This is a genomic window from Bacillus sp. AK031, assembly GCF_053903065.1.
In genome coordinates, this window is record NZ_CP096424.1 from 1,872,486 (window position 1) to 1,898,023 (window position 25,538).

Here is a 25,538-nt window from a genome sequence, read left to right on the forward strand (position 1 = left end):
ATGGCAGGATTTTTATACGGATTTGGCCTTATCGTATTCATTGGCAGTTTCGCATTCTGTGTCATGAGTTTTGTGGGAGACTCTGGTGGCGGGATGGTTTTCGTGGGTTCCGTATTCGGAATGCTGAATGCGGCAATTGCGATGGCTGTCTCTGATATCCTCGTCAAGGTAAGCCAGACAAAAACGAAGGAAAACGGGGAATGACCTTGAAGCATTGGAAAAAGGGCTTGCTGATTCCCATTCTGTTATGTGTTGGTTTTGCTGCGGGGATATTCCTATTGAATGAACCTGTTTCAAGAGAGATCCAAGTAAGTTATCAAAACGGTGAACGACCAGGGGAATACATCATTAATAAGGTGATCAAGAATACAGAAGACCAGTCTGCAATAGACAATATCATGATGATTTATATACATAAGGAAAAAATGATGATGAATGAGAAGAGGATATCTGATCCGGTTTTTGATTTTGAAAATCCAGATGTTTTCATTCGCATTAACAGCCCAAAACAATACACAGTCTTGATTGACTCCCGTGTCTGGTTCCTTGAAGGAGCCGCCATCATTGCCGATCGTGCAGGAGAGGATTGGGAAGATGTCGATTTTTACAGCATTGATCCCGAAGACGCCAAGTATCTAAAGAAAATCATTGAGTATAATGAAAAAAACTCCCGGAAATAAAAGAATCCGGGAGTCTTCTATTATATAAGATCTTCAGTCAGATTAATATATTCCTCCATGGCATCGGTCACCGGTTTAATAGCTTCCTGCCAAAAGTCTTCCTGCGTCAGGTCCTGGTTCAAATACTTTTGGGCCAGCTGTTCTACCGTCATGCTTCCTGAGTTCATCAGAAGCTCATTATATTGAGCGTTGAATTCACTGCCGTGTTCTTTGGAAAGAGCATAAACACCATTGCTGAATAAATATCCGATTGTGTAAGGAATATTGTAAAACGGTTTTTCAGTACTGTAAAAGTGGGAGGTCGTCACCCAGCTGTAACTGTGGTAATAATCTACGGCATCTCCGTAAATATCCGCCTCTTCTGCAGCCATCAATCCTGTAATCTGCTCCGCACTTAACATGCCTTGCTTCCTCTTTTCATAGAGGTTTTGTTCGAAATTAAAATAGGTTGGAAGCAGCCCGAGGTAAGTAAGACCAGATACAATCTTAGATTCCAGCAGGGACAATTTTTCTTTATCATCAGTGGCTGTCTGCATCGCGGCATCCAGAACAAGGTTCTCGCAGAAAGTGGAAGCTGTTTCTGCCAGACTGGTTCCTTTTTCACGAGCAAACGGAGGTTGGTGATCAAGGATAGAGTTATGATAAGCATGGCCAAGCTCATGAGCGAGAGTAATGATATCCAAGTAGCTTCCTCTGTAAGTCGTTAATATTCTGCTTTCTTTTGAAAGAGGAAATGAGGCGCAGAATGCACCAGCTCTTTTGTTCGGGCGGTTTTCAGCTTCAATCCAGCCGTCGTCAAAGGCTTTTTCAGCAAGCTGGCCCATTTCCTTGCTGAAATCGTTTAATTGGTCAATGATGATCTTTCTTGCTTCTTCATAAGAATACTGTTTTTGTGCGGTAAAGGTATTGGCAGGAATGTCGTACCAGTTGATCTTATCCACTTTCATCAACTCAGCTTTTCGTTTCAAGAACCTCCGGAGGGCAGGCTGCTTTGATTTAATGGCCGCCATCATTGAGTTCAATGAGCTTTGCCCAATGCGGTTTTGATCGAGCAGTTCTTTCAACGGATTGTCCCATTCCCTCTGTGCATAAATATCGAGGCGAAAGCCGGAAACATGGTTCAATATGGCAGCAAAAGTATCTGACTTCTCTTTGCAGGACTTGTTATAAGCATCTATGATCGTCTTTTTACGGGCCGGATCTGGTGATTGAAGCACTTCGTAAAGGGCTTCGCCGACCGTCACGTTTTGCATTTCCCCATCCCGTTCAATGGGTACCCTGATCTGTGAAGCAAGCTGGCCAAAATGGCTTTCCCAGCCATTAAAGCCGTTTACGGAAAGAGTTTGAATTAACTTTTCCATCTGGAGGGGAAGTTTATCTTGGGCCCGCTGCCTTCTTTCTTCAAGGAAAAACGCGTACTCATTCACTTGTTCGTTCTCTAATAGTGCCTTCCACGTATCCTGTGGCAGAGCTAAGAGAACTTGATCCAGTTCTACTAATAGAATCTCAAATTCCCCTCTGAGCTTCGTACTTTGATTTACTAAATCTGCCGCTGATTGATCTTCAACATTGTCAGAAGTAACACAGATCAGGTATTCGTCGACATGAATGGTGCCTTCCATGACTTGTTGAATCTCTTCTAAAAGGAAGACTAGGTTTGATTCGTTGTATGTGTCACTTGTTTGGATGCTGCTCATCCTTGCTCTCAGCTCATTAATCTTGTTGTTTAGCCATTTGATATACTCATGTAACTCTTGTGACTGGCTTCCTCCTGAATAAATGGATTCCAAGTCCCATTTTTCACTGATTGTCTTCTCCACTTTTAACCCCTCCAATATTATGTAAAAATTTCCACGTAAAACAGTATAACGTAAATAGATTGAAAATTCATCCAACTCGAGGAGGAGGTTGCTTTGTAACATTAAGGTAACAAATGTAATAATGAAGGCGGAATTATCCATATGCCTTTCTGCTTCAAGGCTCTTTTCAGCGTTATTACGGCAATGTAGGGTGTTGATGAACAATACCCTTACAAGTGTTTTCTTGTTCAAAGAATAAGCTCCAATTGTTCCTCAGATTGATATTTACCAAGGGATTACGAGTTTGAGAGACTGTGGAAATAATAAAACATTAATGCTTATGTAACAAGTCGCCTGTGCTGTTTTAGTAAAATGAAAAGAGAGATACTAAGGAGGCGGATTGTGAATGAAAGAAATGATAATCAGGGATGAAGACGTGCTGGAAATGCTGGATTCGCTGTTGAATGAACAGAATTCAATTGATTGGAATTCCTTTTATATGAATCGTGAAAAAAAGATTCCGTTCTTTAAAAACGATCCAGATGAAAATTTAGTGGATTATTTTGAAAGGGATTTGATCAGCGCGGGAAGAACGTTGGAATTGGGGTGCGGTCCAGGAAGAAATGCTATTTTTCTAGCAGAAAACGGATGCAGGGTGGATGCAGTAGATTCTTCCAAAGAGGGTCTTGAGTGGGCCAAAGAACGGGCAAAGGAGAAAAATGTGGAAATAAGTTTTATAGAAGAAGATATTTTCCAACTGGACTTCGATGAGGGAAGTTACGATTTGGTATATGACTCAGGCTGTTTTCACCACATCCCTCCACACCGCCGTTTGGGTTATTTAAACCTAATTAAGAATGCATTGAGACCAGGGGGTCACTTTGCCCTGACCTGTTTTGTAGAAGGGGGAGATCTTGGCGGATCCATGATTTCAGATTGGGAGGTATACAGGCAGAGAAGCATGCAGGGAGGACTGGGTTACTCTGAAGCGAAACTGAAGGAGATCTTTAAAGAATTTGAACCGGTTGAGGCGAGATTGATGAGAGACTGTGGTGAAGACGAGGGATTGTTCGGTGTATCGGGTTTGAGAACTGCTTTGTTTCAAAAGAAGTTTTTATGAGGAAACTCCCGCCTGGAAAGGAAGTTGCTAGGCAGGGCAGCTGAAAAGAACTAAATACCAGATGATTTTTTGTAAAGGGATTAGAATAAACTTTCCATTTAACCCTAAATATGGAATGATTTCATGTTAAAATTAAGTGAATCTTCAAAATTAACTTTTAAAAAATAATTCTCATTTCTGATGAGGAAAAATCGTTCACATAGAAAGAGGGAGAAGATGAAAAAAGGTAAGTTAGTCAATATCAGAGGTAAAGGTTTATACGTAGAAGAGTATGGTTCTGAGAATGAAGATGCCATCCTTTATTTGCATGGCGGTCCTGGGGAAAGTTGCTATGATTTTTCATCTGCACAGGCAGAGAAGCTTGCTGCTCAGTTCAGGGTGATCGCTATCGATCAGCGCGGTGTTTGCAGGTCAGAAGGCATCCAGCCTGGGGAGCCGTTCGGACTTAATGATATTATCGAAGATTGCGAGGTGCTGCGGGGTCACTTGAACATAGCAAAGTGGTCTCTAATCGGTCACTCATTCGGTGGTTTCCTGAGTATTCTATATGCGACTCGATATCCTTCATCCATACATAAGATCATCCTGGAAGGACCGACTTTCGATTTTGAATTGACCTCTCGCAGTCTGCTCAGAAAAACAGCGAGTCTTTTGGAAGAGCAGGGAAAAAAGGCAGAGGCGGAGAAATGTCTGGTATTGGCGAATACAGAGGAAGCTGTGACAATCCGTGAACTGACAGAAAAATATATGAAATACAGCGATTTGCTTGGTGAGGAAAGAATGAGAATCTACCGGTATGATTTGCATGCGGGAGTGGATTACTCAGCCTATTCGGATGACGAGTGGGAAGCCTTTTACGATAATTCCGATGTTCATTATGATTTATTGAGGGAGGAAGGGAAAATATTTGAGTCATTACTTTCTCATTTTACATTACTTCCTCACGATATGCTCTTGCTGAAAGGTGATTGCGACCCGGTTCCGTGTGATGTCCAGATGAAGTGGTATTGCAGCGATGCTAAGAACGGATCTGTTTATACTTTTAAGGACTGCGGTCATACACCACATTATGAAAAACCTGACGAGTTTACTAAAGTCGTATCACAGTTTCTGAGAATGAAAGAGTTGTCGGATGTGAAGTAGTTCGAGTTTTACAAAAGCAAAGGGGGCTGTCAATGAAGAAAAAACGAAAAGTGATTTTTACTTTGCTGTTGGTTGCAGCCCTTGTAATGGGATGGAAATGAATAGGTATTAGAGAGAAGATATTCATTCAGGAGGAGCTTATGAATATAGTATTGGGCCTTATCTTAATAGGATGTGCACTGCTGTTTACCGGCTTAAGCCTGCCGCTATACTTAAAGAAAGTCAAAATGAATTACCTTTATGGAGTCAGGTTCCCGAACTCTTTTCAATCAGATGAAGCCTGGTATGAGATTAACCGTTATGGCGGAAAACAGTTGATAATCTGGTCTGTTCCCATGCTTATTGCGGGTGTTGTCATTCTGTTCCTTCCTTCTCTGGATGAATCGGCCGCAGCAATGGTCTCTTTCTTGCCGGTGGTCTTTCTGATTCCGCCTTTGATAAAAAGTTATATCTACTCTTTAAGGATTAAGAGGTAACGCAATGGAATTGAATTTTAACCGGTTAGCCGCCATTACGGACAGGGATCAATGGAAACAAATATATGAAGAAGAGATCTGTATGCTTGATACTATATATCAAGAAGAGGAAAGGCTTTATTATGGCCTTCATGCGGGGGAAGAACCAAGTGGCCGCCTTGATGAAATTCAGATATTGAAACACAACCTCATGACTGATTCAGTTGTAAAAGAAACGATGACTACCTGGAAAGATAAATTGAAGGATGACCGGATTTGGCAGAGGCGGCTGAGTGTATTTCTGGCAAAAATGGAACAGGAAGGATTGGACAGCCATCCGGAATTGAGCGGGCTGCATAAAGAGTTACAGGCAAGCTTGCTGAATAGCGAGTTTGTAGTGAACGGAAAGAGCTACAATCTGGGCTCTGTCCATTCCGCCATTATGGATCATCCAGATAGGACTTTGCGGAAAAGACTCATGAGGGAAGCTAAGCAAATTGGCATTATACATGAAAGTCGATTCCGGAAACTGATTAAAAAGAGGAATGAGTTAGCCCAAAAAGCTGGTTTTGAAAATTATTATCATATTCGCTGCAGTTTGAAGGGGATTGATATCGGCCAATATATGGAGGAAATGGACATTCTATTGAAAAACACAAAGGATGCAGCCGGCTATTGGGATGAGAGAATCAAAGAAAAATTCAGTTGGGAAACAATAAACCATTATGATCACTATTTTTCGATATTTCAATTCAACGAGATCGATCCATCGATCTTTTCATCTGTCAGCATCCACAGCGTCATGCAGGATATACTTGAGGGGATAGGTATAAGTGCCAAAAGTGTTCCTTTCAAATTGGAAACCCTTGAAATCCCCTATGGAGGATTTTGTATCAATATCAGTCCGCAGGAAATCAAACTGGTCGTCAACAAACGCCAATCTTACTCTGTTTACCTGTCGGGCATACATGAAATGGGGCATGCGGTTGACGGGCATTACAGTTCATTTGAGTACCCTGAGCTTTATCGCTTTTATTCGAGCATAGCGGCAGAAGGAGTTGCCGAACTATTTCAGACCATTGTTGCAGATGAGGAATTTCTGCAAAAGAACTTCAATATAGATCAAACAATAGTGGGACAGATGCAGGAAATCAACAAGGTAACGGAAATGAAGATGGTGAGAATCAATCATTATTACGCACTCGTGGAGTACAAAATGTATGCTAATCCAGAAGGTGACTTTCAGGAGATGGCTGATGATTGTTACTTAAGGGTGTTTGGTGAAGAAGGAGAAGCGTTTCACCCGGCAAGTGAAATGTTTTATGTTGAAAATCCGGCTTTCTTCCAGGATTACAATTATGCCCTGGCTATTCGCGATATGATTCGCAAGCGATACGGTATTATCAGTCCCTATAACCAGGCTGAATTCTTTCAAAAGCTATTGGCATCTTTCATACATCCAAATCAGCAGTATACGTGGCAGGAAAGGGTACGCATGCTTTGCGGAGCTGACTTCACATTTGAATGCCTTGCAGAAACGTTGAAAGGGATAGATGTGAAACGGTAAGAAAGTTCAGGAAACTGGTCCTTCTTTTAAAAATTTATCTGGAATTCTCCAGGTGAATTGCATATAGTTATTGTAACAATTCAGATGATTGGTGTGGGGATATGAAAGAGATATTGCTTGGTGTCCTGGCTTCAATGTTTTTTGCAGTGACGTTCATCTTGAACAGGTCGATGGAGCTTGCCGGGGGCAGCTGGCTGTGGAGTTCTTCGTTACGGTTTTTCTTCATGGTCCCATTTTTGGTTCTGATTGTCCTTGGGAGAAGGAATATGGGGAAGCTGATTCATGAGTTTCGCCTCCATCCGTTTCAATGGCTTTTGTGGAGCTTTGTCGGTTTTGTCCTATTCTATGGACCACTGACTTTTGCCGCATCTTATGGTCCCGGCTGGCTCGTCGCAGGGACATGGCAGATTACGATTGTCGCTGGGCTGCTGTTGGGGCCGCTGTTTTTTGAAACAAAGCAAACCGATTCAGGCTTAATGAAGATCAGGCAGACAATACCTGCCAAACCGCTTTTCATTTCATTATTGATATTGTGCGGTGTCATCCTGATTCAATGGCAGCAATCGGGTGAAATTACTGCCGGAATGTTATTGGCAGGGGTTCTTCCCGTTGTACTCGCGGCATTTGCTTATCCTTTAGGAAACCGCAAAATGATGGAGTTATGCGGCGGGCGGCTCGATACATTCCAAAGAGTCCTGGGCATGACAATGGCAAGCATTCCTTTTTGGCTGGCTGTCAGTGCGTATGGATATGTGAGTGTCGGCTTGCCTGAAGCTGAGCAGATTCTCCAATCCTTTATCGTCGCCATCTGTTCAGGCGTCATCGCTACCACGCTGTTTTTCATTGCGACCGACAAGGCTAGAGAAAATCCAGCGAAATTAGCTGCCGTGGAAGCAGCGCAGTCCACGCAGGTTTTGTTTGTCGTTATCGGGGAAGTGATTTTGTTGTCTTCCCCGTTTCCGAATGCTGTGGCCATGGCCGGCCTCTTTATTATCGTGTTGGGGATGCTTATTTACAGTTTCTATACACGGAAGATAGAAGTGAAGCAGAAAAAACTGCTTTTGGTATCTTCGGAACTTGAAAAAGTTGACCTTTAATGCTTGGAGAGCGTTCCCTGTTGGGAGCGTTCTTTTTGTGTTCAGTCTTTCTGAAAGTCCTATGGATTGGTAATGGGGTCATTTTGAGGAATGAAAAGCAAGTGGGAGTGTTCATATTGGGAACATGGGATAAATTAAACTGTAGATCGATCACCAATGTATTCTATATAAACCTTGTTTGGCCAATCGCTAAACAGTCAACGTTAATGAATTATGGGCCGTCTCTTTAGTATTACTTTTTGAAAATCACACAAATTTCCATTTTAGTCCTCGAACCAACGGGGTAATGAAAAATCTAAGCAGAAAAATTGCAAAGCCATTTTAAACGAATTGGAATTTTACTCAACAAGAGGTGAAAAGATGCTGAATAAACTCAAAAAAAAGACGGAAAAACTGGATGACTACTCACTTCAGATCCACCTTAGCAAAAAGAAAAAAATGGTCATCCAAAACCGGTATCGAATACTTGGTCATCTGAATGATAGTTTTCTCGGGATACTTTATTTAATTGGAAGCATTTTATTTTTGATGGATGCAGAACGTGTAATTGCCGTCACTTTTTTCCTGGCAGGAAGTATATTAATGATTCTTCGGGCAGTGATTCATATTGCAAGGGATATCCATCTCAAAAGGTTTACGAATGAAGACTTTAAATAGTAGTGGCCACACGTTTCTCCAAGGATGAGAAGCGTTTTTTTGTGTCAGATGGTTTCGGTCGTGGCTTCCGTTCATATTCATGATATTATTTTGATGAAAGCAATAGTAATATACATAGACAGAAGCTGCCAAAGGGGGTGATATCTGTTGAATAAACTGCTTATAAAGAATGTGAAGATTTTTGCTGAAAACAAAACAATCCCCAGAGGATATGCCAAAATAAAAAATGGAAGAATAATTGAAATAGGGGAAGCCGATGATCTTTACGGAGTCACCGGATATGAAGTGATGGAGCCAGGCAGGGAATCCTTCATGGTCCCTGGGATGATCGATGTCCATATACATGGCGTCAATGGAGCAGATACAATGGATGCAACAATAGATGCACTTGAGATTATGGCTGAAGCTTTGCCGAAGGAAGGGACGACCGGCTTCCTGGCGACGACGATGACGGATGAACCGTCCCGAATTGAATCGGCGTTGAAGAACATAGCTAATTATATGAGCGAAAAGAATGAACCGGGAACGGCTGAAATTCTTGGAATCCATTTGGAAGGGCCGTTCATCAATAAGAAAAAAGCGGGGGCTCAGCCTGAAAATGCAATCAAGAAACCGAGTGTTGAAGTATTCAAAAGGTGGCAGCAAAAGGCCGATGATCACATCAGATTGGTTACATTGGCGCCTGAAGAAGATGAAAAATATCTATTGATACAATATTTAAAGGAACATGGCATTATCGCTTCTGCAGGACACTCGAATGCGACTTATAAGCAAATGGGGGAAGCCGTCGAAAAAGGAGTCAGCCATGTCACCCATTTATTCAACCAGATGACAGGCCTGCATCATCGTGAGCCTGGCGTAGTTGGTGCTGCATTTAACCGTAAAGAACTTGTGGTCGAGTTAATTGCAGATGGAATTCACGTCAGTCCTGCCGCCGTAGAAATTGCCTTTAACCAGATTACGGAAGAAAGGTTGATCCTGATCACGGATTCAATGCGCGCCAAGTGCCTGAAGAATGGAAAATATGAATTGGGCGGCCAAACCGTGCATGTTCAAGATGGCAAGGCAATGCTCGATGAAAACACGCTGGCCGGCAGTGTGCTGAAAATGAAAGATGCATTCAAAAACATTCAGCAATTTTCAGGCTGTGATATACGAAAAGCAATTAGAATGACTGCAGAAAATCCGGCAAAAGAATTGAACTGCTTTAACCGAAAAGGCAGCATTTCGGAAGGCAAAGATGCAGATCTTGTCGTCCTTGATCATGAAATGAATGTAGAGTTGACCATATGCAGAGGGAAAATCGCTTACAGAAGGGGAGATGCCTAATGGAAATCATCAAAGTCAAAAATTACAGCGACATGTGCACCAAGGCAGCCCAACTGGTGATTGAAAGGGTGAATGATTTTTCTGCCCCGGTTCTTGGGCTGGCGACTGGAGGAACACCCAAAGGACTTTATGAGAAATTGATAGAAAATCATCAGAAGGGACATACCAGTTACCGTCATGTAACCACATTTAATCTTGACGAATATGCCGGACTTCCGCAGAACGATCAAAACAGTTATTTTCACTATATGAATGAGCGGTTGTTCAAACATATTGATATAGATAAGGGTAGCACTCATCTTCCTGATGGAATGGCAGACGATATTAAGAAAGAATGCATTCGCTATGAAGCCGAAATTGCCAAACATGGCGGCATTGACCTGCAAATTCTCGGAATCGGAATGAATGGCCATATCGGATTTAATGAGCCGGGCACTTCCTTTTCTGCGAATACACATGTGGTGAATTTGACAGAGTCAACAAGAGAGGCGAATGCACGTTACTTTTCTTCTATTGAAAAAGTGCCTCGGAAAGCCCTCACGATGGGTATCAATACCATTTTGAAAAGCAAAGAAATTCTCCTGTTGATATCTGGGGAATCCAAGCAGGAAGCGGTAAAGCGGCTTCTTGAAGGTGACATTACAGAGGAGTTCCCGGCATCCATTTTAAAAAAGCACCCCAATGTCAAAGTCCTGGTGGACAAAGCCGCACTGAAGCATGTTTGTGGCGTGAAGAAAGTGGAAGTCATTTAAACACGTTTACAAGAGGAAAGCAGAGGATCAGCCTCTGCTTTTTTTATGGAATAATGACAATTCAGAATAGTAAGATGGTAAATTATGATAAAATAAAAATAGCCATTCGCTGAAAATAAGGAAGGGTGGAGGATTCAATATGTACGGTTTTACAAGAATGACAAATGACATAGCTGAAGAAATCGCTTACAAGTGGAAGTATCAAGATAAGTATTCTTTTTACGATATGACGGAAGACGAAGAAGATCTGAAGGAATTTCTGGAATCGGACAGGGCAGGCTACTATATCGTGAAAAATACGGATGAAATTATAGGTTATTTCAGCTTTGAAAAATCCGATGGGAATGAACTGGAAATCGGTTTGGGAATGAAACCTGGCCTTACTGGACGAGGAATGGGGTTCCAGTTTGTGAAAGAAGGAGTTGCGTTTGCCTTGGAACATTATCCAGGCCGAGTTCTTGTGCTATCCGTTGCTACATTCAATGAGCGGGCGATAAGGGTATATGAGAAGGCAGGATTTGTTCCGGTCAGGACCTTTATGCAGGATACGAACGGAAGTACATATGAATTTTTAAAAATGAAGTATACACAAGGAGAATGAGAACATGTTTCTATTAACAGCACAAAGCTCTGCTTTCAATGGCGGAGACATATTATTTCAATTGATCATGTTTATTTTGCTGCTGGGAATTCCAGCTGCCATCGTGATCATTTTTGTTGTTTTAAGAAAGAGAAATAAAAGCCGTCTTGACCGGATTGAAGAGAAGATAGACAGGCTGCTGGAGGAAAAGAAATAATTCATTGCAAGGTAATGCTTGCTTTGAGTGAGGAGTGGGAGGCCAATGAGGAATCGCGGATCTGTTGTCATTATCGATAATAAACAGGTGGTACTTATCAAAAGAGTAAGAGATGGTGAAGTGTACTATGTTTATCCCGGCGGAGGGATAGAGGCAGGGGAAACGCCTGAAGAAACAGCCAGGCGGGAAGCCTTTGAGGAGCTGGGGGTAACAGTCGAACTGGAGGATTGCATTGCTGTAATCGATTATCATGGGAAGCAGTACTTTTACCTCGCTTATATCCTCAACGGACAAATGGGAACAGGCTCTGGAGAGGAGTTTCTTGACACCTCCCGAGGAACCTATGAACCGCTCTGGATGGATATCGATCAACTTCCCTCATTGGATGTAAGGCCTGGGGAGGTTTCAGAACGGGTGCTATCCTTGAATATCCACTTATAAAGAGCTCTGGAAATCACAATCATAAAAAGGTGAACCGGGATATTAGAGAAAATCTGCCGGACTTTCATTTTAGGATTTTTGTTTTTATCAGGCACAGGTCAAGTGCACTGCAGCTTAAAAGCAGAAAAATCCTGTTTCGGATTCCTTCCCTGGAAGAGGTTATAGCGGCAGTGAATGAAAGCACGAAACAGTATAGAGGAGCCAGGATGAAGTGCTCCCTCCATGAATGGAATTGTCCTCTTCCAAATCGGATTTTCCGGCTGGCGGCTGTGCAGTAGAGCAAAGTCACACCGATTACTTCTATGGACAAGAAGTGGATTATTTTCCTCATCCACTGCTGTTGCATCGAAAGTAATTTGTGAATCCCCTCACTAAGGTAGAAGTAAAGGGTCATCAAGACAAGTGTATAGTAGGGTTTCCACCAATGTACTTTATATAATTTCAAACGGATAAACATTTTTTCAACCAGATAAAAGTACAAGCTGAAACCGGCTTTCCATTTCCAGCCTCCCTTCAATACTGTGATGAAGGTCGACGTAATGGGCACATACACGCCCTGGGACAAAATCGCTCCGAAAATGTTATCAAAAAAACGTTTCTTCATGACAGAAGGCCGATAAGTATACGCCCTGAACAAATTCAATACAAAATATTCAAATATGTACGCCAAACCCATGTTGCCAAGTAACAGTAACCACATGTCTTTCTGCCTCTTTTTTAGAGTCAAAACAACCAGCATCAGCAGATGGACGATTGTTAGAAAGAGAAAGTATTTAGAGTTATTATTTAGAATGCTTTTTCGCCTCATAGAATCACCATCATTCAGTCATATAGAGTAGTATTGGCTTTATAAAAATTAATATTATTTAACAGCAAATATTTTTGTGAATAACCTCATACCCAATTAATGATGATTCCGTGAATTTTTACACATATAACAGGAAATGGTTCTTATAAAAGAGAATAGGTGCTGATAACAAACGAAGGAGGGATTGTTATCACGAATTGGAGGAGTTCCCTCTTATTGTTATTCGGACTCGGAATTTCCACTTTGGGGGACTTTATTTACCTTGTCGCCATCAATATCCTTGTCTTGAAGATGACCGGTTCTGCGGCTGCAGTGGCAGGGCTTTGGATCATCGGGCCGATTGCAGCCATTCTGACGAAATTCTGGTCGGGCAGTCTGATTGACCGGATGAACAAGCGGAAAATCATGATTGGGACGGACATTATTCGTGCCCTATTGGTTGCACTTATTCCGTTTTGTCAGTCGATTTTCTTCATTTACATACTTTTGTTTTTACTATCCATATCTAAATCGTTTTTTGAACCGGCATCGATCGCTTATATTACAGGATTGATTCCTGAAGGAGACAGGAAAAGGTTTAATTCTTTCAGAAGCTTAATCAGTTCAAGTGCATTTCTGATCGGCCCGGCCATTTCAGGAGTTCTGCTTATTTTTGTATCAGTCGATATATCAATCTGGATCAATTCCATTTCATTTCTGTTATCTGGCATGATGTTGATGATGCTTCCGGATGTTATGGGGGAACCAGATTCCAGACGAATTACACTAGGTGTCCTTAAGGAAGATTGGAAAAATGTGTTTCGATATTCTGCTGGGAACAGATTTGTTGTGACAATCTACTTTTTGTCCCAGTTTTTCATGGTGATTGCATTGGGCATGGACGCTCAGGAGGTTGTTTTTACCCAAGATGTTTTGGCGCTTTCCGAAACAGATTACGGATTTCTGATCAGCATAACGGGAATCGGCTCGATTTTGGGTGCTGCGGCGATATCGGCTGCGGCCAGGAAGCTGTCTATCAAAGTGATGATGAGCATGGGGTTCGCGCTTGTATCACTTGGTTATCTGATCTATGCCTTTTCATTTTCCTTTTGGTCCGTTGCGCTTGGTTTTGTGATATTGGGATTCTTCAATCCGTTTTGGGGAACAGGTTTCATGACGTTTTACCAGAATAATGTGCCTGTCGGGATGATGGGCAGGATCTCAAGTGTGTTTGGTATTTTTCAAAGTGTGCTTCAGGTTTCATTTATTCTGCTGGTCGGTTTTACAGGGGAAATCATCCCCCTAAGGTACAGCATCATGGCTGCTTCTTTTCTTATGGGGGCTATAGCTCTTTTGCTGATCGTTTTGATTAATCAATCGGAGAAGGCGGTTTTTGAGGAAGAAAGCATTAGTGATTCAACGCGTTAAAGCACTACGAGGGACTGTCCCTTTTAGTGCGGTAACGTGCTAAAGTTTCTTGGTGAGGGGGGACAGGTTGTTGAATATGGTTGAGAAGAATCACAGGTTTGAGTTTATTGAGTTTTTGCCTATGAAGGAAGAGGAGTTGGAGAGTTGGTTGGCAGCCACTGTCCGGTTCGTTTGTTGTTTTAAAGTGTGAGGATCGATACCTGCTTTGTTATAACATTTGGAGAAATCAGTGGGAGCTGCCGGCAGGGAAAAGAGAGGAAGGCGAATCGTGCAGGGATTGTGCAGCGAGAGAGCTTTATGAAGAGACCGGACAAGTAGTGGACAGCTTAAGTTTTAAAGGCATCATGGTCAAAGAATCCAAGGATGGCGAGCTGAGGCATAACCCGGTTTTCACTGCTGAAATAGATGTTCTGCAGCCTTTTCACGAAAATGAAGAAACTTCTCAGATCATGCTATGGGATATGAAAAGGCCGCTTGAATCGATTGATGAGGTGGACTTTATCCTATTAAAGTGGCTGGTTAAAAAAGAATTTGTTTGAAGTTGGTGAAGGTATGCTTGTAAAAGGACTGAATCATTTTTTGTTTTCAGTTGAGGATTTGGATCAGTCGGTTGATTTTTATGAAAAAGTATTTAAGGCAAGATTGTTAGTGAAAGGACGCCGCACAGCTTACTTTGATTTGGACGGGATGTGGCTCGCTCTGAATGAGGAGAAGGGTGTAGAGCGGAAAAGTGAATCGTATACGCATATTGCATTTTCTATTGATGAAAAAGATTATGATGCAGCCTATGATCGATTGATAAAATGCGGTGCTGTTATTTTAACCGGTCGTGCACGTGATTGCAGGGATAGGAAATCGATTTATTTTACAGATCCTGACGGCCACAAATTTGAATTTCATACTGGAACTTTGCAGGACAGGCTGCATTATTACAAAGAGGATAAACCTCATATGAAGTTTTTTGATTGAAAGGAGCGATTGGTTTTGGAAACGAATTTGTATTTTGTCAGGCATGCCCATTCGAGGTATACGCCTGAGGAGCTGACAAGGCCCCTATCGGCCAAGGGTTTTGATGAAGCTATGATAGTGACGGAGAAGTTAGCTGGTGAAAATCTCGATGTGTTCATCTCAAGCCCCTTTCTTCGTGCGGTACAGACCATCCAGGGTGCGGCGGAGCATTTTGGCAGTGAGATTGTTGTGCGGGATGGATTCAGGGAACGCCTTTTATCTGAGAAGCCTGTGGAAGATTTTGATGCTGCCATTACGAAGGTGTGGAGTGAATGGGATTTTTCCTGGGAAGGCGGAGAGTCGAATACGGAAGCGCAGAAAAGGGGAGTTCGGGCGACTCTGGAGGTACTTGATGAGTTCTCTGGCAAAAATATTGTGATTGGTACGCATGGTAATATCATGGTGTTGATCATGAATTATTTTGACTCACGATTTGATTTTGAATTTTGGGGTCGGCTCGGGATGCCGGATATTTACCGGTTGACGTTTGAGGGACATGAGTTGGTGAAAGTGGATAGAGTTTTTGAGTAGAGGAGCGGTTGGTTGCTTCTCTATTTTATTATTGTTGGAAAATTCAGGTTTTTGTTTTATGATAGTTTTAGAAAGGAGAGATGCTGATGATTATGAAAGAACGGGAAGTATCTGATGAGCTTAAGATATACAGGTCGTTGAGTGTGAGGACGGAACTTGAGATCGATGAGGAGAAGGCCTATCTATATGTAGAAAAGGGGTTTGAAGGAGAACAGAAATTCGACAGGTTGGCGGAACCAGTTTCTGGTAAAGTTGTATTTTTAAATGATCTTCTGCTGGAACACAAAAAGACGCTTTTCCAATTGGATTCTGTGGGAGTTAATGCTGGGAAAGTGTACCTGTTCGAGGTCAAAAACCTTGAGGGTGACTACTTGATTGAAGGTGAAAAATGGAAATCCTGTTCAAGCAAAAAAGAAATCAAAAGTCCAATGCTGCAGTTGAATAGAGCCGAGTCAATGTTACGGCAACTGCTGGAGGCGTATGGAATTCATGCCCCCATCGTTCCATACCTCGTTTTTGTGAATCCCGAATTTCACCTCTATAATCCCCCTATGGATTTCCCGATTGTATACCCCGCGCAATTAAACCGCTTCATCGACAAACTCCATAAACAGACGATCCATGCAAAAAAATCTGATATAAGGACTGCGGAAAAATTGTTGTCGTTTCATTCAGAAGAATCCCCTTATTCCCGGGTGCCTGCGTATAGGTATGAGGATCTTCGGAAAGGGATTGTTTGTTTTGGGTGTGGTGGGTTTTATGGACAATTTAAACGATTGACATTGTTATGTGAAAACTGTGGTAAGAAAGAGAATTGTAATGATGCAGTTTTGCGAGTCATTAGAGAATTTAAGTTATTGTTTCCGGAAATGAAGCTTTCAACTAACCAAGTTCATGATATCTGCAAAGTAGTCAGTAAGAGAGCTATACGAAGTATTCTTTTGAAAAATTTTGATTTAGTTGGATATGGGAAACATTCGTATTATGAGGGTTCAATAATAAAATGAAAAACGGATCTCATTTAGTTGTTTTTTAAAGTATGTTTAATGTCGGGTTCTAGTGAGCGCGGGATATAAAAATTTTGAAATAAAAGTCATTAACGGATTTTTGAGGGAAGCTTAGTAGATAATTTGATATCTAAATGTCTGAAGGGGATTTCTAAAGACATTTAGTTAGTAGTTCTGGAATTTAAGTGTCGCTAAGAGGCTTCTAAAGACATTTAGTTAGTAGCTTTGAAATTTAAGTGTCGCTAAGGGGTCTCTAAAGACATTTAGTTAGTAGATTTGAAATTTAAGTGTCGCTAAGAGGCCTCTAAAGACATTTAGTTAGTAGATTTGAAATTTAAGTGTCGCTAAGAGGCCTCTAAAGACATTTAGTTAGTAGATTTGGAATTTAAGTGTCGCTAAGGGGTCTCTAAAGACATTTAGTTAATTGAATTGGAATTTAAGTGTCGCTAAGGGGTCTCTAAAGACATTTAGTTAGTTGAATTGGAATTTAAGTGTCGCTAAGAGGGCTTTAAAGACATTCAGTTAATAGATTTGGAGTTTAAATGTCGCTAGAAAGCAGCAGCAGACCTACGGCAGTGTGATTGAGGAACAGTGATGGTTGTTAGAGCCTCTTGTTAAAGAATTCATGGTAACAACCACCAATAATCAGAATATTTCTGCTATAATCACCATAAAGGATGGTGAGCAAACTGGATTATGTGCAGGTAAGGCGGTTGCGGACGAGGCAGGCGGTGGCCATGAATGCAATGATTTTGGCAATAGCAGGAATTCTCATTATGGCTATAAATTATTTTCCGTTTACATTGCGGCAGCTCTTTGTTTTTTTGGGTGTTTTTGGAATAGCTCAAAGTATATTTTTATTCCTGCACTTGAACTCTCCACGTTCTCTTATCCCGGTTTTTGGTGAGGTGGCTCAGTATGAGAAGGAGAAGATGGGGGCAGAGTGGTTGAAGCAGCAGAAGGTAGCCATTGCATTTACTTTCTTTTTTTCAGTATTTTTGTTTTATATGGCTTTTGCTACACCTCTTCCGGAGGAATATATGCAATTTTCCTTTAAGGAGATAGCTGGATTTATTGGTTTTATGATAGTGGTTCTTAACCTCAGCCTGTTCTTTCGGATGAGAAAGGTGGATCGGTCTGTTTCGCCGGCCGATTTTAAAGGGTACACGCTGAGAACGAACATCCTGGCTGTTTTGGCAGGTATCGGACTAGGGGTACTTATGGTGATTTTTATAATAATCAGCGTTGTAAAGGAGGCAATATAAATGCAATCATTCGATTCTTTTTTAGATCAGTTTTTAACCGCCTGGAGTTCGTCTTCTCTTGAAGGGCTACAAGCGCTCATATCAAGAGATTATCAGGCGAGGGAGTTCTCGCGCGGGGAAATTCTCGATTTTGGATATGAGGAGTCTCTTGAAGGCTGGGAGCAGGGGTTCCACTTTGTAAAAGAAAACCAAGCCGAGTGGCAGTTGAAAACGATGTCGACGATCCCGCTAAGACATGATGAAACCATGGTGATCATTTCGGCGACTCTCGTTATAGAAGGTAACCCAATTGAGACTGCCAATTTATTTTTCAATACATACAAAAATATCGGCAGTGAGTGGAAGCTCGCCAGGAGTTATATTGAGGCAGGCGTGATGGTTCCTTGATGTGTTTTCGACGTTTAAACCCCCGATTCCTCCGGGTATAAATGAAATGAGAGATCAATAAAGGAGGAATGAACATGATTACCATTATTCCGAGTGGACGTAATGATCTTTTGGAGATTGAAGTGACGGGAAATATCACGAAGGAAGACATGAAAGAATTCGAAAGGGCGTTTCATGATAAGAAGACACCAGGTCAAGAAATGAATCTTTTGATGATCGTGAATGATATCGATGTTAGCATGAAGACATTGAAGGAAGATTTTAAGTTTGACAAAGAACATATGGATGAATTCAATAAAGTGGCTGTGGTCAGTGATAAGAAGTGGATTGAAATGGGTTCCAAGCTTGAGAACCTGATGCCGGGTATGGAAGTGAAGCATTTCGATAAAGACCATCGCACAGATGCAGTCACATGGATTCACTAAGCGGGGTGGAGATTTTCTCCATTCCTTTTTCTTATGAAAAGGAGGGGTTGAGATGCTGGTGATTGCCAGTGGATTGCTGTTGGTTGTTACTCTTACACTGAGCAGGAATGTCAAGAAATCGAAACGATTTGCTGCCTTTTATGTTATCGCCCTGGCCGGAGGCTTATTTGCTTTGGGATCAGCTGTTTTCCTCGGCGGATGGGACAGCCTGCCATTTGCCTTAGCGGGTGTTGCAGCTGGTGTGGTTGGTCTGTTCGGCATGATGATGGTTCTGCTGGTCAGGCAGAAGGCATGAGTATGTAGAAGGAAGCGCACAAGCTTCACTTCAGGTTTTTAATGGAATGCACGGAATGGTCATCAAGGATCATGACTCTGGAAGAACAGAGAAAATGTTCTTGATAGGATTCTCTTAATTCCTCATGGAAGTGAGTGAGGATCCCAACCAGCTGAAGAACCTCTTCTGTAAAAACACCAGATCGGTTGATTATGATATTATCATATTTTTTTACAGTCTTACTGACCTTTTTGAGCAGTTTCTTCGCATCTCTTAAACGGAAGGCGAAACGGAGATTTTCAGTCAGGGACGACAGGTCTGTTGTGACTGCTTGTCTTACTTGCGCATTGACAGTGGAATGATCAACTTCCTGTCCTGGTAAAATAAAGGCTTTTGCCATTTGCAAGTCTGATTGCAGTGGTTCGCTATAGTAATGCAGGAAAATCTGCAATGTATTGTAGGCATCGTACATAGGGTTATGAGCTTCACCTTCAAATTCAACACCATAAAGGGCGAGTGCATTTTCTACAGAAAGATTATCCTTGGAAACGCGTTTGCTGAACACATGTTGAAAATCGACATAGCGGTTTTCGATTTTTTCGATTGTTGCCTGAGGCAGTTCATGCAGCAGGCTGTCCATTTTCAGTCTGGATAAGTCACTTTTCGACCAGGAGAAAAAGCGGGTCTTTTTAACGCCGCCAACCCAATATAGAAACTCTTTGAATACTACGGGAAACATATCAGCAGAGAATAGGTCAACATCGCGGATACCGGTAAGTTTTTTGCAAAAGTCACTTAAAGGTTCCTGTGTCGTTGGCTGGATAAATCGATCAAAAGTGGTGATACACTTCGAATTTAAATCATATTTGACCGCTCCCAAGCGGATGGCTTCCATATTTTCATAGGCCATGCCCTGGTCATCGCATTTCATTTCAAAATCAAAGAATACAAATTGCTTCAGTTCAGCCATGGTCATTCTCCTTTCTCCAACTTGTCAGTATAAAGGGTGGACAGCCTTATTGAAAGCAGTAATTTATGGCAAAAAAAAGCTTGCAGTCCCGATGACCGCAAGCTTTGGCATTCCTATGTAAGAAGACTCCTCCCGATCCGTACAGTGGTTAAGTGTCCCGCAACAAGCGAATGGTATTCGGGAGGAGCCTTACTGTATTATACCCTAACATAGAAAAATAATCGAGTGAAGGGGGAATTGTTTCCTGCTAACTCACTTGAATGTTTGTCAATAAAAGCAGACGGGTATTTACATGAAATGTCAGGAAAAAAGAAAGGGCTCCCATAAATAACATAAGGGGAGGGATTTGAAATGAATGTTTTATTTTTGATTCTCGGGGCAGCGCTATTACTTATGGTAGCGATAGATTTATTATGGACAACGATATGGGTGGAAGGAAGTGCTGGACCTCTTTCCAATCAGCTTGCCAAGGGCTGTTGGCTGGGCTTGAAAAAGGTGAGTGGGGGAAATTCCAGATTGCTTTCTCTCGCGGGACCGATGATTTTAACTTTCACACTATTGATGTGGATTTTCCTTTTGTGGGCCGGGTGGACTTTCTTCTTTGCAGGAAGCGAACAGTCGATTTTGGTATCGCAGAGTAAGGTTCCAATCTCTTCCTGGGCGGAGAGGATCTATTTCGTTGGATTTGTGGTATTCACTCTTGGTGTCGGTGACTATATTCCGAATGATGGTTTTTGGCAGATCACTACAACGGTTGCGACCGGAAGCGGCATGTTGTTTATCACGCTTTCTGTTTCTTATGTAGTGTCGGTTGTCGGTGGAGTGATCCAGAAACGTGCCTTTGCTTCAAGTATTACCGGACAGGGGAAAGACGGCATAACGGTGGTCAAACAAGGGTGGAATGGCAGTGACTACAGTAATATCAACCTGTTTTTAAAAGATCATGCAGCACAGCTCAGTACCCTGGTCCATCAGCATAAAGCATATCCCATTCTTCATTATTACCATACTTCTAAAAAGGAGCAGGCATCATCGATGGCCATCGCCATTTTTGATGAGGCACTGACGATTTATAAATTTGGAGTGAATGAACAATATCAGCCGAATAAAGTATGGGTGAAGCAGGCCAGGTCGAGTGTAAAAGACTACTTGGAATTACTGAATTCCGTTTTCGCCAAACCAGCAAGAAAATCACCGCCTGCCATTGATTTGGATCCCCTCCGCTCTGAGGGGCTGCCGGTGAAATCAAATGAGGAATTCAATGTTGAAGTTTCCGAGTTGAAGAATCGTCGTGAAAAACTGCTGGGGCTTCTTGAAGCGGATGCATGGAAATGGCCTGCTGGAGGCAGTTTGGATGGTTAAAGGTGTATGATTGAGCCGCCGGGTATATTCGGAATTCCGGCTGTCTTCCCTTGAAATTTAAGATGTCCCTTCACAATCTTTTTCTTCTGAAGAGAATCATGGTATTATTATAAATGATTTCTAATGAATAGGAGTGTTGATCACTATGGCTAAAAAAGGATACATACAATTTGAAAATGGGGAGAAAATCGAATTCGATTTGTTCCCTAACGAAGCACCTGGAACAGTTGAAAACTTCTCTAAACTTGCAAAAGAAGGTTTTTATGATGGACTTTCATTCCACCGTGTCATTCCTGGGTTTGTAAGCCAAGGGGGCTGTCCTCAGGGCACCGGGACTGGTGGACCTGGCTATACAATTCCATGTGAGACAGAAGGCAACCCTCACAAACATGAAGCAGGTTCATTTTCTATGGCGCATGCTGGAAAAGATACAGGCGGAAGCCAATTCTTCATCGTCCATGAGCCACAACCTCATTTGAACGGTGTTCACACTGTTTTCGGTAAAGTGACTTCTGGTCTTGATACAGCAAGAAACCTAAGAAATGGCGATGTAATGCAGAAAGTTGTCATTGAAGACTAAATAATATCAACCGAGGGAGCTGATTTAATCAGCTCTCTTTTTTGTATGTCAGCCTTAAGCATTTAGCATACCTTTCATTTCTCCAGTAATAACCTCCCATTTTTCTAATATTTATATAGAGTGGCAAGAGAAGACTTATGGGAGGGGATTGTATGCCGTCTGGCCTTCATAAAATGCAGGTGGAAGCAACGGTTGAGGAGCTATGGAAGTTTGTTAGTGTGATGGATGTGTGGGCGCCGCTTGTTCCTGGCTATATTGATCATGAGATATTTAATGAAAGAGAGTCGACTTGGAAGTTCAAGACTGATTTGGGTCTCATTAAGAAAAAAGTTCACCTGAAAGTCGATATTACGGATTGGCAGGAGCCAACAAAGGTCACATTCAATCTGACCGGTTTGAATGAGCGATTTAATGGCCATGGATATTTTCAGGCAGACACAGTAGTTGGTGACCCATCCTATATGACCGGATTCCTTGAGATCAATGCAGAAGGACCATTGGCAAAAATGGTGAACCCTTTGCTTAACTCCATTTTGCCGGAGATGACGAGGGAACTGACCGAAGCAGTTGCTTATAAGGTGGAGGGAATTTATTCCTCTAAATAATATTTTTAATTTTCTAATAAATTATTGAATAAGAAAAAGGAATATAGTACTATTTTATTGTATTTATTTTACAATGAGGAGGTGAGATAAGATGGGTGCCAAACTCTTGAAGATTTCTGTGTTCTATCTGATTGTTGGTGTCGGTTTAGGTATGTATATGTCCATTGTCCATAATTTTGCGTACACAGGTGCACATGCTCATATCAATCTATTGGGGTGGGCTTCTCTTGCATTAGCCGGGTTGATTTATGTGTTATTTCCTGCAGCGGCTGAAAGCACTCTTGGGAAAATTCATTTCTGGCTGCATAATATCGGTCTTCCGTTCATGTGTGCAGGTCTGTTAATCGTCGTGCACAATCAGTCACTTGCCGTGCCGATCATATCGGCTGGATCCATTCTTGCTACTCTTGGTATTATTTCATTTTTCATTAATGTTCTTAAAAATGTAAAGGCGTCTGACGTGAAAACTGCTGCGTCAAATAATGTTTCTGCATGAACGAAGTCCTCTTCAGCTTTGAAGGGGACTTTTATTGTGAATGGTTCAGTTCTTGTATCAAAAGGTTCTCTATATCCTTTGTGTCATCAGGATGAAATAAATGAGCTGATTTATCGCACCAGACTATCCTTTTGCCATGTTCAGCATTCAAGTTTTCAACATAGTCTTCCAAAAGTTCACCATGAACGTGAACATCGTGTTTTCCATGGATGAAGGTTACCGGGATGCCGATTCGTGGAATGTCTTTTGCCACATTGATAAGAGGGATGTTTCTGATGAATTCATCTGAATAAACTAACTTGAAGCCATCATAAAAGGTATGTTTCATATCACTTAAGCGGTAGTCCTTCGAGAGCAACATATTGAGTGAAATTTTCGCCAAGCCCGGATGCTTGATATTTTTATCCGTGTAAACCATTGAGTTATACTTCATCTGCCATTTGCGCAAGACGCCCCATTGCTTCTGGCCTTCTAAAAACGGTGGTACTCCTACTGCATTCAATTCTTTCAATGCTTTCTTGTCATGACGTGCTGCTGCTTCAGTTTTAAGCCATTGAAGGCTCAATTTATCGTTTTCCGTCCAGCTTATCAGTTGGGAAATTCCTGTATACGAATAAAACTTCTGCGGATGATGATGAATCAGGTACATTCCGATCAGGCTGCCGTATGAATGGGCTGCAAGATAGATCTTTTGCTGATTGAATCTTTTCAACAGAAAGTCTGTCATTTCATTGGCATCTTGGACAAACTGTTCAAAATTCATGGTTTCTTGAGGGATGTTTTTGTGATAGGACTTTCCTGTTCCGCGCTGATCCCAGAAAACGAGGGTGAAATGTTTGACCAGTTCTTTCGTATTGGTGGCAACAGTGTAATTTTTTCCACGTGAAGAAACCCCTGGCAGAGGCATGGAAGGCCCCCCGTGAAGGAACAACAGGACGGGAAGATTCATAGCAGTGGATTGAATAAGAATGGTCTGTTGGATTCCGCCGAGAGTTACTCTTTCAACAGAATCAATTCCTTCTGGAGGAATCATGAAATCAGGTTTTTGAAATAAATTTAACATAATATTCCTCCTTATGTAGATATTGTAACACCATTGCCAGGTTGATGGTGCTTTTTTACATAACAACTCCTGGGAAGCAAATACTAGATCGAAAAGGAGTGTATTCATGGCAGATGAAAGTGTAGTAAAGACATTGAATGAATTTTTGAAAGGGCAGTATATGGGAATTCATGCTTATGAAGAATTCATTGAGAAAATAGAAGATCCCTCATTAAGGGATACCTTTCAGGAGATACAGGAGGACCATAAGCAGCATGCCTTAAAAGTTTCAGAAAGAATCCGGGCGTTGAGGGGAATTCCGGTTGTAGATGAAGGGGCCATGGGCAAGGTGCAGGGGTATTTAGGGAAATTCATGATTCCTGACAATGATGAAGATCTACTGGAGAGTGCCTTAAAGGGTGAGAGCCATTATGGGGTTGAAATGTCCGAAGAAATCGTAAAAGGGGATCTGGACTTTGAGAGCAAAGAAATCATTGAGGAAATTCTTGATAAGGACAGAGAGCATGTCCGGCTGCTGGAAGAATTGAGCGGACAGCAATTTCATTAATTTACTGAATATATAACACCTGGAAAAATACAGTTGTCGCCAATTAAAGTGAAAAAATAAATGGGATTTTGACAGCGTTGGATTAGACTGATTCTAAACAGTGCACAAATACCTAAAAGCCGTGCGTATTCCTGTATAAAGCGTGCGTATATATGTATAAACCGTGCGCATTATTGCATAAACTGTACGTATAGTTGAATATCCCGCACACAAGACCCCAAAAAAGAGACGGCCGCAGTATTTTTATGAGGCCGTCTCATATTATTTATCCAGAAATCCTTCATTAATCAAATACTCCTCAACATCCTTGAAGGTATCTACAGCTACAAAGTCTACTTTCTGTTCCCGAAGCATATCCTGAAGTCCTTTTTTGGCAAAAACCAGGTCGGCGTGTTTGGATGGGTGGGTGTCCGGTTCACTGTCACCAATGAAATGGACGGATTCATATTCTGTTTGCAGTTCCTTTATGACTTTTGATTTATCGATTCCGTAGCGTTCATGATAGTGAGGATGTGACGGGTCCAGTCTGAGGTGAACGCCTTCATTTTCGAAGTACCCCTCGTTGGAGTAGACTTTTACATTCTCAATACCATAATGCTCGAGCAGGTGGTGAATATAGTAATCGGTACCGGCACTTAAGATGAACACATCTCCGCCGTATTTCTGCACTTTTTTAATAAAATGTATACCGTGTTCATCGATAGGGAGATTTCGGATGTCCTCGATGACGTTTTCCTCTTTGTCATTGATGTTCTTGAACACCTCACTCAGAAACTCGATATCCTGCATTTCGCCATTTTTCCACTGCTTATAAAGTTCTTTACCTTCTTGGTAATAGTTTTCAATGACCAGATCGTAGAAGTCCTGATTTGAAATGGTTCCGTCAAAATCTGAGACAAATGCCCACTTTTTCATTGTCAAACCTCCAACTGAATATTATCTGTATTACTTTTCCCATTATAGTGT

At 41.7% G+C, this 25,538-nt stretch carries 32 protein-coding genes; 27 read left to right on the forward strand and 5 right to left on the reverse strand.

Going from position 1 to position 25,538, the window contains the following annotated elements:
* Together M1E09_RS09495 and M1E09_RS09500 are read left to right on the forward strand one after the other, a co-directional pair.
* Positions 1-204 carry a hypothetical protein gene (locus M1E09_RS09495; RefSeq protein ID WP_456274590.1) on the forward strand — a complete coding sequence of 68 codons (204 nt, stop codon included), beginning with the start codon at positions 1-3 and terminating at the stop codon, positions 202-204.
* 2 nt (positions 205-206) lie between these two features.
* Positions 207-680, forward strand: coding sequence for a hypothetical protein (locus M1E09_RS09500; protein WP_456274591.1), 474 nt, complete (start codon positions 207-209; stop codon positions 678-680).
* A gap of 20 nt (positions 681-700) precedes the next feature.
* Here M1E09_RS09500 and M1E09_RS09505 read toward each other — a convergent pair whose 3' ends face one another.
* The gene (locus tag M1E09_RS09505; RefSeq protein WP_456274592.1) at positions 701-2,731 is read right to left on the reverse strand and encodes a M3 family oligoendopeptidase; all 2,031 of its coding nucleotides are present in this window, start codon (positions 2,729-2,731) and stop codon (positions 701-703) included.
* Between the two features lie 154 nt (positions 2,732-2,885).
* On the opposite strand from M1E09_RS09505, the gene M1E09_RS09510 reads away from it, so the two are divergent.
* The 11 genes from M1E09_RS09510 to M1E09_RS09560 all read left to right on the forward strand — a co-directional run bounded on the left by M1E09_RS09510 (position 2,886) and on the right by M1E09_RS09560 (position 11,837).
* The gene (locus tag M1E09_RS09510; RefSeq protein WP_456274593.1) at positions 2,886-3,599 is read left to right on the forward strand and encodes a class I SAM-dependent methyltransferase; all 714 of its coding nucleotides are present in this window, start codon (positions 2,886-2,888) and stop codon (positions 3,597-3,599) included.
* Positions 3,600-3,815: 216 nt separating this feature from the next.
* Positions 3,816-4,742 (forward strand): alpha/beta fold hydrolase, encoded by a 927-nt coding sequence (locus M1E09_RS09515; protein WP_456274594.1) that lies wholly within the window; start codon positions 3,816-3,818, stop codon positions 4,740-4,742.
* A 140-nt stretch (positions 4,743-4,882) separates the two neighbouring features.
* On the forward strand, positions 4,883-5,218 hold the full coding sequence (locus tag M1E09_RS09520; RefSeq protein ID WP_456274595.1) for an SdpI family protein: 336 nt from the start codon (positions 4,883-4,885) through the stop codon (positions 5,216-5,218).
* A gap of 4 nt (positions 5,219-5,222) precedes the next feature.
* Entirely contained in the window at positions 5,223-6,764 is a 1,542-nt protein-coding gene (locus M1E09_RS09525; protein WP_456274596.1) for a hypothetical protein, read from the forward strand.
* Positions 6,765-6,865: 101 nt separating this feature from the next.
* Positions 6,866-7,861, forward strand: coding sequence for a DMT family transporter (locus M1E09_RS09530; RefSeq protein ID WP_456274597.1), 996 nt, complete (start codon positions 6,866-6,868; stop codon positions 7,859-7,861).
* Between the two features lie 360 nt (positions 7,862-8,221).
* Entirely contained in the window at positions 8,222-8,518 is a 297-nt protein-coding gene (locus tag M1E09_RS09535; protein ID WP_456274598.1) for a YrhK family protein, read from the forward strand.
* Positions 8,519-8,665: 147 nt separating this feature from the next.
* Complete coding sequence (nagA, locus tag M1E09_RS09540; RefSeq protein ID WP_456274599.1) at positions 8,666-9,847, forward strand: N-acetylglucosamine-6-phosphate deacetylase; 1,182 nt, start codon at positions 8,666-8,668, stop codon at positions 9,845-9,847.
* Positions 9,847-10,599 carry a glucosamine-6-phosphate deaminase gene (gene nagB, locus M1E09_RS09545; protein WP_456274600.1) on the forward strand — a complete coding sequence of 251 codons (753 nt, stop codon included), beginning with the start codon at positions 9,847-9,849 and terminating at the stop codon, positions 10,597-10,599. Before nagA ends, nagB begins: the two co-directional genes overlap by 1 nt.
* Before the next feature lie 139 nt (positions 10,600-10,738).
* Positions 10,739-11,200: a GNAT family N-acetyltransferase gene (locus M1E09_RS09550; RefSeq protein WP_456274601.1), complete on the forward strand. Its 462-nt coding sequence runs from the start codon at positions 10,739-10,741 to the stop codon at positions 11,198-11,200.
* A gap of 4 nt (positions 11,201-11,204) precedes the next feature.
* On the forward strand, positions 11,205-11,396 hold the full coding sequence (locus M1E09_RS09555) for a hypothetical protein (RefSeq protein ID WP_456274602.1): 192 nt from the start codon (positions 11,205-11,207) through the stop codon (positions 11,394-11,396).
* A 45-nt stretch (positions 11,397-11,441) separates the two neighbouring features.
* Positions 11,442-11,837 (forward strand): NUDIX hydrolase, encoded by a 396-nt coding sequence (locus tag M1E09_RS09560; protein ID WP_456274603.1) that lies wholly within the window; start codon positions 11,442-11,444, stop codon positions 11,835-11,837.
* Positions 11,838-11,901: 64 nt separating this feature from the next.
* Here M1E09_RS09560 and M1E09_RS09565 read toward each other — a convergent pair whose 3' ends face one another.
* Positions 11,902-12,537 (reverse strand): hypothetical protein, encoded by a 636-nt coding sequence (locus tag M1E09_RS09565; RefSeq protein WP_456274604.1) that lies wholly within the window; start codon positions 12,535-12,537, stop codon positions 11,902-11,904.
* A gap of 324 nt (positions 12,538-12,861) precedes the next feature.
* On the opposite strand from M1E09_RS09565, the gene M1E09_RS09570 reads away from it, so the two are divergent.
* The 9 genes from M1E09_RS09570 to M1E09_RS09610 all read left to right on the forward strand — a co-directional run bounded on the left by M1E09_RS09570 (position 12,862) and on the right by M1E09_RS09610 (position 18,970).
* Complete coding sequence (locus tag M1E09_RS09570) at positions 12,862-14,052, forward strand: MFS transporter (RefSeq protein ID WP_456274605.1); 1,191 nt, start codon at positions 12,862-12,864, stop codon at positions 14,050-14,052.
* Between the two features lie 236 nt (positions 14,053-14,288).
* On the forward strand, positions 14,289-14,591 hold the full coding sequence (locus M1E09_RS09575) for an NUDIX hydrolase (RefSeq protein ID WP_456274953.1): 303 nt from the start codon (positions 14,289-14,291) through the stop codon (positions 14,589-14,591).
* Positions 14,592-14,604: 13 nt separating this feature from the next.
* Positions 14,605-15,021, forward strand: coding sequence for a metallothiol transferase FosB (gene fosB / locus M1E09_RS09580; protein WP_456274954.1), 417 nt, complete (start codon positions 14,605-14,607; stop codon positions 15,019-15,021).
* Positions 15,022-15,036: 15 nt separating this feature from the next.
* Positions 15,037-15,591: a histidine phosphatase family protein gene (locus M1E09_RS09585; protein WP_456274606.1), complete on the forward strand. Its 555-nt coding sequence runs from the start codon at positions 15,037-15,039 to the stop codon at positions 15,589-15,591.
* 86 nt (positions 15,592-15,677) lie between these two features.
* Positions 15,678-16,598, forward strand: a complete 921-nt coding sequence (locus M1E09_RS09590) for a nuclease-related domain-containing protein (RefSeq protein WP_456274607.1) — start codon at positions 15,678-15,680, stop codon at positions 16,596-16,598.
* A gap of 737 nt (positions 16,599-17,335) precedes the next feature.
* The gene (locus M1E09_RS09595) at positions 17,336-17,863 is read left to right on the forward strand and encodes a hypothetical protein (RefSeq protein WP_456274608.1); all 528 of its coding nucleotides are present in this window, start codon (positions 17,336-17,338) and stop codon (positions 17,861-17,863) included.
* Positions 17,864-18,250, forward strand: a complete 387-nt coding sequence (locus tag M1E09_RS09600; RefSeq protein ID WP_456274609.1) for a flavoprotein — start codon at positions 17,864-17,866, stop codon at positions 18,248-18,250.
* 74 nt (positions 18,251-18,324) lie between these two features.
* Positions 18,325-18,675, forward strand: a complete 351-nt coding sequence (locus M1E09_RS09605) for an STAS/SEC14 domain-containing protein (protein ID WP_456274610.1) — start codon at positions 18,325-18,327, stop codon at positions 18,673-18,675.
* Between the two features lie 52 nt (positions 18,676-18,727).
* On the forward strand, positions 18,728-18,970 hold the full coding sequence (locus M1E09_RS09610; RefSeq protein ID WP_456274611.1) for a hypothetical protein: 243 nt from the start codon (positions 18,728-18,730) through the stop codon (positions 18,968-18,970).
* Positions 18,971-18,995: 25 nt separating this feature from the next.
* Here the strand turns inward: M1E09_RS09610 and M1E09_RS09615 are convergent, their stop codons facing one another.
* On the reverse strand, positions 18,996-19,919 hold the full coding sequence (locus M1E09_RS09615) for a 3'-5' exonuclease (RefSeq protein ID WP_456274612.1): 924 nt from the start codon (positions 19,917-19,919) through the stop codon (positions 18,996-18,998).
* A 351-nt stretch (positions 19,920-20,270) separates the two neighbouring features.
* Here M1E09_RS09615 and M1E09_RS09620 point away from each other — a divergent pair, with 351 nt between their 5' ends.
* The 4 genes from M1E09_RS09620 to M1E09_RS09635 all read left to right on the forward strand — a co-directional run bounded on the left by M1E09_RS09620 (position 20,271) and on the right by M1E09_RS09635 (position 22,962).
* Positions 20,271-21,281, forward strand: coding sequence for an ion channel (locus M1E09_RS09620; RefSeq protein WP_456274613.1), 1,011 nt, complete (start codon positions 20,271-20,273; stop codon positions 21,279-21,281).
* A 145-nt stretch (positions 21,282-21,426) separates the two neighbouring features.
* On the forward strand, positions 21,427-21,861 hold the full coding sequence (locus M1E09_RS09625; RefSeq protein ID WP_456274614.1) for a peptidylprolyl isomerase: 435 nt from the start codon (positions 21,427-21,429) through the stop codon (positions 21,859-21,861).
* A 152-nt stretch (positions 21,862-22,013) separates the two neighbouring features.
* Complete coding sequence (locus M1E09_RS09630; protein WP_456274615.1) at positions 22,014-22,466, forward strand: CoxG family protein; 453 nt, start codon at positions 22,014-22,016, stop codon at positions 22,464-22,466.
* A 91-nt stretch (positions 22,467-22,557) separates the two neighbouring features.
* Complete coding sequence (locus M1E09_RS09635; protein WP_456274616.1) at positions 22,558-22,962, forward strand: cytochrome-c oxidase; 405 nt, start codon at positions 22,558-22,560, stop codon at positions 22,960-22,962.
* A 31-nt stretch (positions 22,963-22,993) separates the two neighbouring features.
* Here the strand turns inward: M1E09_RS09635 and M1E09_RS09640 are convergent, their stop codons facing one another.
* On the reverse strand, positions 22,994-24,025 hold the full coding sequence (locus M1E09_RS09640) for an alpha/beta fold hydrolase (protein ID WP_456274617.1): 1,032 nt from the start codon (positions 24,023-24,025) through the stop codon (positions 22,994-22,996).
* Between the two features lie 106 nt (positions 24,026-24,131).
* Between M1E09_RS09640 and M1E09_RS09645 the strand changes: the two genes are divergently transcribed.
* Positions 24,132-24,572, forward strand: a complete 441-nt coding sequence (locus M1E09_RS09645) for a ferritin-like domain-containing protein (RefSeq protein ID WP_456274618.1) — start codon at positions 24,132-24,134, stop codon at positions 24,570-24,572.
* 261 nt (positions 24,573-24,833) lie between these two features.
* Here M1E09_RS09645 and M1E09_RS09650 read toward each other — a convergent pair whose 3' ends face one another.
* Positions 24,834-25,487, reverse strand: coding sequence for an MtnX-like HAD-IB family phosphatase (locus M1E09_RS09650; RefSeq protein ID WP_456274619.1), 654 nt, complete (start codon positions 25,485-25,487; stop codon positions 24,834-24,836).
* Between the last annotated feature and the right edge of the window lie 51 nt (positions 25,488-25,538).